Annotated in this window: 8 protein-coding genes; 5 read left to right on the top strand and 3 right to left on the bottom strand. The window is 73.1% G+C overall.

The window, feature by feature from the left end; genetic code table 11:
* Positions 1 to 471 precede the first annotated feature (471 nt).
* Both ABTY56_RS32285 and ptsP read left to right on the top strand, forming a co-directional pair.
* Positions 472 to 921, top strand: a complete 450-nt coding sequence (locus ABTY56_RS32285) for a PTS sugar transporter subunit IIA (RefSeq protein ID WP_350632911.1) — start codon at positions 472 to 474, stop codon at positions 919 to 921.
* Between the two features lie 101 nt (positions 922 to 1,022).
* Positions 1,023 to 2,693, top strand: coding sequence for a phosphoenolpyruvate--protein phosphotransferase (gene ptsP / locus ABTY56_RS32280; RefSeq protein WP_350632910.1), 1,671 nt, complete (start codon positions 1,023 to 1,025; stop codon positions 2,691 to 2,693).
* A gap of 84 nt (positions 2,694 to 2,777) precedes the next feature.
* Here the strand turns inward: ptsP and ABTY56_RS32275 are convergent, their stop codons facing one another.
* The 3 genes from ABTY56_RS32275 to ABTY56_RS32265 form a co-directional block, all read right to left on the bottom strand.
* Positions 2,778 to 4,814 (bottom strand): acetoacetate--CoA ligase, encoded by a 2,037-nt coding sequence (locus tag ABTY56_RS32275; protein ID WP_350632909.1) that lies wholly within the window; start codon positions 4,812 to 4,814, stop codon positions 2,778 to 2,780.
* A gap of 131 nt (positions 4,815 to 4,945) precedes the next feature.
* The gene (locus tag ABTY56_RS32270; RefSeq protein WP_350632908.1) at positions 4,946 to 5,494 is read right to left on the bottom strand and encodes an NUDIX domain-containing protein; all 549 of its coding nucleotides are present in this window, start codon (positions 5,492 to 5,494) and stop codon (positions 4,946 to 4,948) included.
* Positions 5,495 to 5,544: 50 nt separating this feature from the next.
* Positions 5,545 to 6,462: an NUDIX hydrolase gene (locus ABTY56_RS32265; protein ID WP_350632907.1), complete on the bottom strand. Its 918-nt coding sequence runs from the start codon at positions 6,460 to 6,462 to the stop codon at positions 5,545 to 5,547.
* 187 nt (positions 6,463 to 6,649) lie between these two features.
* On the opposite strand from ABTY56_RS32265, the gene mmuM reads away from it, so the two are divergent.
* The 3 genes from mmuM to ABTY56_RS32250 all read left to right on the top strand — a co-directional run bounded on the left by mmuM (position 6,650) and on the right by ABTY56_RS32250 (position 9,508).
* The gene (gene mmuM, locus ABTY56_RS32260; RefSeq protein ID WP_350632906.1) at positions 6,650 to 7,594 is read left to right on the top strand and encodes a homocysteine S-methyltransferase; all 945 of its coding nucleotides are present in this window, start codon (positions 6,650 to 6,652) and stop codon (positions 7,592 to 7,594) included.
* 139 nt (positions 7,595 to 7,733) lie between these two features.
* Positions 7,734 to 8,498 carry an IclR family transcriptional regulator gene (locus ABTY56_RS32255; protein WP_350632905.1) on the top strand — a complete coding sequence of 255 codons (765 nt, stop codon included), beginning with the start codon at positions 7,734 to 7,736 and terminating at the stop codon, positions 8,496 to 8,498.
* Positions 8,499 to 8,782: 284 nt separating this feature from the next.
* Entirely contained in the window at positions 8,783 to 9,508 is a 726-nt protein-coding gene (locus tag ABTY56_RS32250) for an MIP/aquaporin family protein (RefSeq protein WP_502893230.1), read from the top strand.
* Positions 9,509 to 9,572: the final 64 nt, after the last annotated feature.

Raw genomic sequence — 9,572 nt, 5'->3', positions numbered from 1 at the left:
AAGGAACGGACGCTTCCTTCGGACCGCCTTCCAGCGGACCCTCCGGGCTTCGTTCTTTCGTGTTTCCAGCTTACCAGATGTTTTCCGCTCCGTTTACCGGAGCTTTTCGCATCTGAAATCTGGCGTTAACCGCCGAGTTGCGGCGACTCGACCAACCATAGCGGGTCGGTGACCGCAGCGCGAATCGAGGCGCGCCCGGCGTCACCCGTATGGCGGCATGATTTGTTGCTCTCGCGAGCATATACAGCAATGGTCCCGATTCGCCAAGATGCCTGTAGAGTGCGGCGCATCGGCCGAGAGGACTAGACCACTCGTGGGCCGGCGGGACGCCGGCCGGCAGGTGGGCGGAGGGCGGGTTGTTCGCCCTGGAATGTTGACAGATGTCCGAAGTTGACATGATTTAGGCTTCAGCTGATCGTCGTGCCGCTCCTCGCGGCCGCTCGCTGTACTGCGCACTTGGGAGGCACAACCATGACCACTGTGACGTCGCCGCTGACCGGCCGGGTCGTCGGGCTCGCCGGCGTGCCCGACCCGGTGTTCTCGGGCGCGATGGTCGGTCCCGGTACGGCGATCGACCCGGTTCGTCGGCCCACCGAGGCGGTCGCGCCGGTGGACGGGGTCGTCGTCTCCATGCACCCGCACGCCTTCGTCGTCGTGGACGCCGAGGGCCACGGGGTGCTGACCCACCTCGGGATCGACACCGTCCAGCTCAACGGCGAGGGCTTCGAACTGCTCGTCAACAAGGGCGACACGGTGACCCGCGGCCAGGCCGTCATCAAGTGGGACCCGGCCGCCGTGGAGGCCGCCGGCAAGTCGCCGATCTCGCCGATCGTCGCGCTGGAGGCCGCTCCGGACTCGCTCGGCGGCCTGCGGGAGGACGGCGAGGCCGACTCCGGCGACGCCCTGTTCAGCTGGAGCTGACCTCTCGACCACGGACACACACCCGCCCCGCAGGAAGTGACGGGGCGGCCCGGCACTCAGCGGTTCCCGGCGGGGCCGCTCATCTCAGCGGAGACAGGTAGATGGAGAAGACACTGCGCGGCGTGGGTGTCAGCCACGGGGTCGCGATCGGCCAGGTGCGGCACATGGGGACGGCAGTGCTGGAGCCCCCGGCCACCCAGATCCCGACCGAGGACGCCCCGCGGGAGCAGGCGCGGGCCCAGGCCGCCGTGGAAGCGGTCGCCGCCGACCTGATCGCGCGCGGCAACCTGGCGGGCGGCGAGGCGCAGGCCGTTCTGGAGGCCCAGGCGCTGATGGCGCAGGACCCGGAGCTGATGGCCGACGTGTCCCGCCGGATCGCCGTCGGCAGCAGTGCCGAGCGCGGCGTGTACGACGCGTTCGCCGCCTACCGCGCATTGCTCGCCTCCGCCGGGGAGTACCTGGCCGGTCGGGTCGCCGACCTGGACGACGTGCGGAACCGGATCGTGGCCCGGCTGCTCGGGGTGCCGATGCCGGGTGTGCCGGACAGCGACGAGCCGTACGTGCTGTTCGCGCGGGACCTCGCGCCGGCCGACACCGCGCTGCTGGACCCGACGCTGGTGCTCGGCTTCGTGACCGAGGAGGGCGGGCCGACCAGCCACAGCGCCATCCTGGCGCGGGCGATGGGCGTGCCGGCGGTCGTGGCGCTGCCCGGTGCCACCGATGTCGCCGAGGGCACCGTCGTCGCGGTGGACGGCAGTTCGGGCGATGTGCTGCTGGAGCCGTCGCAGGAGAAGCAGGACGAGCTTCGGACGGTCGCCGCCGAGCGCAAGGCCGCGCTGGCCGCCTCCTCCGGCCCGGGGCAGACCTCCGACGGGCACCGCGTCCCGCTGCTGGCCAACGTGGGTGGCCCGGCGGACGTGCGGGCCGCGCTGGAGAACGGCGCCGAGGGCGTCGGCCTGTTCCGTACCGAGTTCCTGTTCCTGGACGACTCGGCGAAGGCTCCCAGCGAGGAGAAGCAGGTCGAGGCGTACCGCAAGGTGCTGGAGGCCTTCCCCGAGGGCCGGGTCGTGGTCCGGGTGCTCGACGCGGGCGCGGACAAGCCGCTGGACTTCCTGACCCCGGTGGACGAGCCGAACCCGGCGCTCGGCGTGCGCGGTCTCCGTACCCTCCTGGAGCACCCCGAGGTGCTGCGCACCCAGCTGCGGGCGCTGGCCACGGCGGCCGAGGGTCTGCCGGTGCACCTTGAGGTGATGGCCCCGATGGTGGCCGACCGCAAGGACGCCAAGGACTTCGCGACGGCGTGCCGCGAGGCCGGGCTGCAGGCCAAGTTCGGGGCGATGGTGGAGATCCCGTCGGCCGCACTGCGGGCGCGGGCGATCCTGCAGGAGGTCGAGTTCCTGTCGCTGGGGACCAACGACCTGGCGCAGTACACCTTCGCGGCCGACCGCCAGGTCGGTGCGCTGGCGCGGCTGCAGGACCCGTGGCAGCCGGCGCTGCTGGACCTGGTCGCCTCGGCGGCCGACGCCGCGCGGGTGAGCGGCAAGAGCTGCGGTGTCTGCGGTGAGGCGGCTTCCGACCCGCTGCTGGCCGTGGTGCTGACCGGTCTGGGCGTCACCAGCCTCTCGATGGGATCGGCGTCGATCCCGTACGTGCGGACCGCGCTGGCCAAGTACACGCTGGCGCAGTGCCGCCGGGCGGCCGAGGCGGCCCGGGCCGCGGACAGCGCCGAGGAGGCGCGGGCCGCGGCGCAGCAGGTGCTGTCCGGCGAGTAGTAGTCACGACGGCAGGCACACGGACACGAGAAGGGCGCCCCCACCACGGCGGTGGGGGCGCCCTTCTCGTGTGTGTCGGGGAGGTCAGGCCTGGCGGTCGACGCGGAGCTGCTCGAAGTAGCGCAGGTGCTCGACGTTGTCGACGGAGCCGGGGTTGACGGCCTGCTCCAGCGGGGTGCCGGAGAGGATGCGCTTGACCGGGACCTCGATCCGCTTGCCGGTGAGGGTGTGCGGGAGGCCGCGGACGGCGATGACCTCGTCGGGGACGTGGCGCGGGGAGAGTTCGGTGCGCAGCGAGGTGCGGATGCGGCCGATGAGGTCGTCGTTCAGTTCGGCGCCGGGGGCGAGGACGACGAACAGCGGCATCCAGTAGCCGCCGTCGGGCTCCTCCAGGCCGATGACCAGGGACTCGGCGATCTCGGGGAGGCGCTCGACCACCTCGTAGATGTCCGAGGAGCCCATCCGGACGCCCTGGCGGTTGAGGGTGGAGTCGGAGCGGCCGTGGATGACGACGGTGCCCCGGGAGGTGACCGTGATCCAGTCGCCGTGGCGCCAGACGCCGGGGTAGGTGTCGAAGTAGCTGTCGTGGTACCGGGTGCCCTCGGGGTCGTTCCAGAAGCCGGTGGGCATCGAGGGGATGGGCTTGGTGACGACGAGTTCGCCGACGGCGTCGGTGAGCGGCTTGCCCTGGACGTCCCAGGACTCGACGGCGGCGCCGAGGCACGGGGCCTGGATCTCGCCGAGGTACACCGGGAGGGTGGGGACGCCGCCGACGAAGCAGGAGCAGACGTCGGTGCCGCCGCTGACGGAGGCGAGCCAGACGTCCTCCTTGACCTCGTCGTAGATCCAGCGGAAGCCGTCGGGCGGGAGCGGGGAGCCGGTGGTGCCGATGCAGCGCACGGCGGAGAGGTCGAGGTCCCGGCCGGGGTGGAGTTCGGCCTTGCGGCTGGCGATCACGTAGGCGGCGGAGGTGCCGAGGACGGTCGCGCCGGTGCGGGCGGCGACGGACCAGAGGGCGCCGGTGTCGGGGTGGCCGGGGCTGCCGTCGTAGGTGACGATCGTGGCCCCGACGAGGAGGCCGGCCAGCAGGAAGTTCCACATCATCCAGCCGGTCGAGGTGTACCAGAGGAAGCGGTCCTGGGGGCCGAGGTCGAGGTGGAGGCCGGCCTGCTTGAGGTGTTCGAGCAGGATGCCGCCCTGGCTCTGGACGATGGCCTTGGGCAGGCCGGTCGTGCCGGAGGAGTAGAGGACCCAGAGCGGGTGGTCGAAGGGGACCGGCTCGAAGACCGGCTCGACGTCGTCGGCGACCAGGTCGTCCCAGGTCAGCGCGCCCTCGGGGGCGGGGCCGCCGAGCAGCGGGACGTGGACGACGGTGCGCAGGCTCGGGAGTTCGCGGCGCAGCTCGGCGACGACCTCGGTGCGGTCGTGGTCCTTGCCGCCGTAGTGGTAGCCGTCGATGGCGAAGAGGACGGCGGGCTCGATCTGCTGGAGGCGGTCGAGGACGCTGCGGGCGCCGAAGTCGGGGGCGCAGCTGGTCCAGATCGCGCCGACGGCGGCGGTGGCGAGGAGGGCGACGGCGGCCTGCGGGATGTTGGGCAGGTAGGCGCCGACGCGGTCGCCGGGGCCGATGCCGTGGGCGCGCAGGGCTGCGGCGAGGGAGCCGACCTGGCGGCGGAGTTCGGCCCAGGTCAGGACGACGGGCTGCTCGGTGGTCTCGTCGAGGTGGAGGATCGCGGGGCGGTCGGCGTTGGCCCCCTTCTCTCCGTCGGGGCCGGTCTCGGCGGCGCGCAGGGCGTGCTCGGCGTAGTTGAGGCGGGCGCCGGGGAACCAGCGGGCGCCGGGCATGGCCGGGTCGGCGAGGACGGCCTCGGGGGCCTGGGTGAAGCGGACGTCGAACCACTGGGTGACCGCTGTCCAGAAGCGGTCGAGGTCCTCGGTGGACCAGGCGTGCAGGTCGGCGTAGCGCTCGGCGGCCTGCCGGTCGTCGGCGGCGGGGGCGAGCGGGGCCGCCGGGGCGCCGTGCTGTTCGGCGGCCCAGGCCTGGAAGGCCACCAGGCTGGTGGCGGCGGCGCGAGCGGGGGCGGGGCGCCAGAGCGGCTGGTCCTGGGGTGGGGTGCTCACGGTGGTGGTCTCCCGGCCGGTCGGTGGGGACGGGAGGGCTTGTGGCAGACCCGTCCGGTTGGGCTGTCGGTGCAGACCATGCCATGTGAGCGGCCGTCGCGCCAGGGTCGGCCGGTGGGCGGTCGGGTGGTTCAGCGGGGGGTGAACTCTCCGCTGAACCAGCGGCGCAGGATGCTGTTGTGGAAGTCCCAGACCAGTGCGGTGTCGGCGGTGGCGAGGTACCAGCCGTCGGTCTCGTCGGTGGGCCGCGAGGGCGGGAGCTCGGCGAGCGGGCGGGCGGGGAGCAGGCCGCAGAGGATCACGAAGCGGCCGTTGGGGTCGGAGGCGGTGTGGATCAGGGTGACCTCGGCGGGGTCGGCCGCGATGCCGGTCTCCTCGCGCAGTTCCCGGACGCAGGACTGCTGCCAGGTCTCGCCGTAGTCCATGTAGCCGCCGGGGAAGGCGAGTTCGCCGTATCCGGGCTCGATGGTGCGGCGGATGACGACCAGCGCGGGGTCGTCGTCGGGCCTGGTGACGGGGAGGACGGCGACCGTGACGGGCAGCGGGTTGCGGTAGCTGATCTCGGCGCAGCCGGGGCAGGTGCGGGGCCAGGCGCGGGTGTCGGGCGGGTAGGGCGTGCCGCAGAAGTGGCAGTGGGAGAAGGGCCGGTGGACGGTCTGGGTCGCTTCGTCGGTGGTCATGGCCGGATGGTAGCCCGGTGGCCGACGGGGATCCCGGGGTGTCCGGTGAATCAGTGCGGCGGGCCCTCGCCGGGCTGGTCCTCGCCGGGCTTGTGCTCGCGGGTGGGGCGGAGCAGGGCGGGGTGCAGCAGGCCGGCGCCGCCGGCGTGATAGGTGCGGGCGCGCGGGCCGCCGCGGGTGCCGCCGCGCTGCGTGGTGCTGCCGGTGCTCTCGACGAAGCCGGGGACGGAGAGGACCTTGCGGTGGAAGTTGCCGGGGTGCAGCTTCTCGTCCCAGACCGCCTCGTAGACGGCGCGGAGGTCGGGGATGGTGAAGTCGTGGGGCAGGAAGGCCGTGGCCAGTGGGCTGTATTCGAGTTTGGCGCGCACCCGGTCGAGCCCGTCGGCGAGGATCCGGGCGTGGTCGAAGGCCAGGGTGAGCGAAGTGGTGCCGGTGCGCCCGTCGACGCCACCCCCGTGGGTGTCGGCGGGCGCACCGGCGGCTCGGGACCGGCCGCTGGGCCGGAGGTCCAGGTCGCGGACGGGGTGCCAGGCGGCGGCTGCGGCGTCCGTCCCGGCTTGGGGGTCGGGGAGGTCCGGTGCGAAGGCGAGGTAGGCGACGGAGACGATGTGCATCCGCGGATCCCGGTCGGGGGCGCCGTAGGTGCCGAGTTGCTCCAGGTGGAGGCGGCCGAGCCTGGCCTCGGCGTCGGCGGCGCCCTGCAGGCCCGTCTCCTCGGCGAGCTCGCGGGCTGCGGCCTCGTCCAGGCCCTCCTCGCCGGCCCGCAGGAAGCCGCCGGGCAGCGCCCAGCAGCCCTGGTAGGGCGGCGCGCCGCGCTCGACGAGCAGGACGTGCAGGAGGCCGCCCCGCAGGGTCAGGGCGACGACGTCGACGGTGACGGCGATCGGGGCGTAGGCGCGCGGGTCGTACGCGGCGAGCCACTCCTGCTCGGCCGCGGGCCCGCTGCCGGGCCGGTCGTCCGCTGCCATCGCCCTGCCCTCTCCGCGCTCGCTTCGGTGTTCGATTCGCTCTTCGGTTCGCTGTTCGGTGCCGTCGTTCTCGGGATGAGCACAACGTAGCGATTGCGTTCCCCGGCGGCAAATGGTTTTCCCGGCCGGTCGGGGCCTCCGCCTTCTAGGCTGTGACCAGCAACGACCGTGTCAGAAGGAGGCCGACATGCCCACTGCTCCCCCGCCGGACTTCGCCGCGGCGCTGGCCGCCGGTCCGCTGGTGCTGGACGGCGGGATGTCGAACCAGTTGGCGGCGGCGGGGCACGACCTGTCGGACGAGCTGTGGTCGGCGCGGCTGCTGGCGGACGAACCGGCGGCGGTGGTGGCGGCGCACCGGGCGTACTTCGAGGCCGGCGCGGACGTCGCCATCACGGCGAGCTACCAGGCCGGCTTCGAGGGCTTCGCGCGGCGCGGCATCGGCCGGGCGGAGGCGGCGCGGCTGATGGCGAGCAGCGTGGAGCTGGCCCGGGAGGCGGCGCGGGCGGAGCCGGGCGGGCGGCGGCGCTTCGTGGCCGCGTCGGTGGGCCCGTACGGGGCGGTGCTGGCGGACGGTTCGGAGTACCGGGGCCGGTACGGGCTGGGCGTCGCCGAGCTGGTGGCCTTCCACCGGCCCCGGCTGGAGGTGCTGGCGGCGGCGCGGCCGGACGTGCTGGCGCTGGAGACGGTGCCGGACGCGGACGAGGCCCGGGCGCTGCTGGAGCTGGTGCGCGGGCTGGGGGTGCCGGCCTGGCTGTCGTACAGCATCGAGGGCGACCGGACCCGCGCCGGACAGCCGCTGGCGGAGGCGTTCGCGCTCGCCGCGGAGGTGGACGAGGTGCTGGCGGTGGGCGTCAACTGCTGTACGCCGCAGGACGCGGACCGGGCGGTGGCGGTGGCCGCCGGGGTGACCGGGAAGCCGGTGGTGGTCTACCCCAACAGCGGGGAGCGGTGGGACGCCGGGTGCCGGGGCTGGCGCGGGGAGGCGACGTTCCGCTCGGCCCGGGTGGGCGGCTGGCTCGCGGACGGGGCCCGGCTGGTGGGCGGCTGCTGCCGGGTCGGGCCGGACGGGATCGCGGCGCTCGCGGCGGAGGTGGCCGTGCGCCGGGGGCCGTCGATCGGCGTGGAAGCCTAGGTCCCGGGACCGGGTGCCGGCTCCGGGCCGAGGGCGGGTAACCGAGGGGGAAGGTGCACGGAGTCTGTACGGCCTGGCAGACTCGTCCCGTCACCACTGTGGTCGACATTGTCGACCACCTGTCAGCGCGGAGGTTCTCATGCCCGGCCCGATCCAGTCGCTTTCCCGGGCCGCCGCGATCATGCGACTGCTGGCCGGCGGTGAGCGCCGCCTGGGCCTGTCCGAGGTCGCGACGGCGCTGGACCTCGCCAAGGGCACGGCGCACGGCATCCTGCGCACCCTGCAGCAGGAGGGGTTCGTCGAGCAGGACCCGGAGAGCGGCAAGTACCAGCTGGGCGCCGAGCTGCTGCGGCTGGGGCAGAGCTACCTGGACGTGCACGAGCTGCGGGCGCGGGCCCTGGTGTGGGCGGACGACCTGGCCCGGGCGGCCGGCGAGACGGTCTACCTGGGGGTGCTGCACCAGCAGGGCGTGCTGATCGTGCACCACGTGTTCCGGCCGGACGACACCCGGCAAGTGCTGGAGGTCGGCTCGATGCAGCCGCTGCACAGCACCGCGCTGGGCAAGGTGCTGGTGGCCTACGACCCGGTCGCGCGAGGGGAGTTGGGCAACGGGCCGTACGAGTCGTACACCGTGCGCACGCTCACCGATGCGGCGGACGTGGACGCCGAGTGCGCGCTGATCCGCGAGCGCGGCTGGGCGGACTCGATCGAGGAGACCTGGGAGGGCGTGGCCTCGATCGGCGCGCTGATCCAGGACCGGCGGCGCAACCCGGTGGGTGCGGTGTGCATCAGCGGGCCGGTCGAACGGGTCTGCGAGGACGGCTTCGTGAAGCCCTCGCTGGTGGCCTCGGTGCGCAGCGCGGCGCGCGCGATCTCGCGCGACCTCGGCGCCGGGCGGTTCTGAGAGACGCATTCATTTCGTCACGCTGAGGCGCGGACGGGCGGTCGGCCTGTCCGCGCCTTGGCGTTTTGCCCCGTTTCGGGGCGCTCCGCTCGGTAACTTCGGAGGGCGGACGGAGGCAAGGGTCACAGCTGCGTAACCCTGCCTTGACGCGGGGCCGACCTGGGGAGGAAGCTTCCGCATGACGGTCGACATTGTCGAACGATGGCCGGGAGATCACTCCCACAGCGCGCTCACCCGCGAAGCGATCGACCGGCCGCCCACCCCCACCCGCACCTCCGGGCCATATGGACAAGGGAGTCTTTGTGTCCGCGTTCTCCAACGGCGACGTCTTCGTCGGCGAAACCCTCGGCACCGCCGCCCTGATACTCCTCGGCGGTGGCGTTTGCGCCGCCGTGACCCTCAAGAAGTCGAAGGCCGTCAACGCCGGCTGGCTGGCGATCACCTTCGGCTGGGGATTCGCGGTCCTCACGGCCGCCTACATGACCGGCGCCAAGTCCGGCGCCCAGCTCAACCCGGCCGTCACCCTCGCGCTCGCGGTCAAGAGCGGCGACTGGAGCCAGGTGCCGCTCTACATCGGCTCCCAGATGCTCGGCGCGATGATCGGCGCCGTCATGGTCTGGCTCACCTACCTCGGCCAGTTCCAGGCCAACGAGGAGCCCACCCTCGGCATCTTCTCGACCGGTCCCGAGATCCGGAACCCGATCCAGAACGTGCTCACCGAGGTCATCGGCACCTTCGTGCTCTGCATGGGCATCCTCACCCTCAGCCCCAAGCTCGGGGCCGGCGGCACCGCCGTCGTCGCGATCATCGTGGTCAGCATCGGCCTCTCGCTCGGCGGCCCGACCGGCTACGCCATCAACCCGGCCCGTGACCTCGGCCCGCGCATCGTGCACGCGCTGCTGCCGATCCCGAACAAGGGCGGCTCCGACTGGTCCTACGCCTGGGTCCCGGTCGTCGGCCCGATCATCGGCGGCCTCGTGGCCGGCGGCGTCTACAACGCCCTCTACTAGAGGCCCGCTCCACAGGGCAGAGTCGAACCAGCCGCACACGGGGGCTGACCGAGAAGCGCGTCAG

The organism is Kitasatospora sp. NPDC097691, assembly GCF_040302665.1.
GTDB lineage: Bacteria > Actinomycetota > Actinomycetes > Streptomycetales > Streptomycetaceae > Kitasatospora.
This window is presented reverse-complemented; position numbering and strand designations above follow the sequence as displayed.

What these genes read in the sequence shown, in the direction of transcription:
- ABTY56_RS32285 (WP_350632911.1), top strand. Translation starts at nt 472, where the DNA reads ATGACCACTGTGACGTCGCCGCTGACCGGCCGGGTCGTCGGGCTCGCC.
- ptsP (WP_350632910.1), top strand. Translation starts at nt 1,023, where the DNA reads ATGGAGAAGACACTGCGCGGCGTGGGTGTCAGCCACGGGGTCGCGATC.
- ABTY56_RS32270 (WP_350632908.1), bottom strand. Translation starts at nt 5,494, where the DNA reads ATGACCACCGACGAAGCGACCCAGACCGTCCACCGGCCCTTCTCCCAC.
- ABTY56_RS32265 (WP_350632907.1), bottom strand. Translation starts at nt 6,462, where the DNA reads ATGGCAGCGGACGACCGGCCCGGCAGCGGGCCCGCGGCCGAGCAGGAG.
- mmuM (WP_350632906.1), top strand. Translation starts at nt 6,650, where the DNA reads ATGCCCACTGCTCCCCCGCCGGACTTCGCCGCGGCGCTGGCCGCCGGT.
- ABTY56_RS32255 (WP_350632905.1), top strand. Translation starts at nt 7,734, where the DNA reads ATGCCCGGCCCGATCCAGTCGCTTTCCCGGGCCGCCGCGATCATGCGA.
- ABTY56_RS32250 (WP_502893230.1), top strand. Translation starts at nt 8,783, where the DNA reads ATGGACAAGGGAGTCTTTGTGTCCGCGTTCTCCAACGGCGACGTCTTC.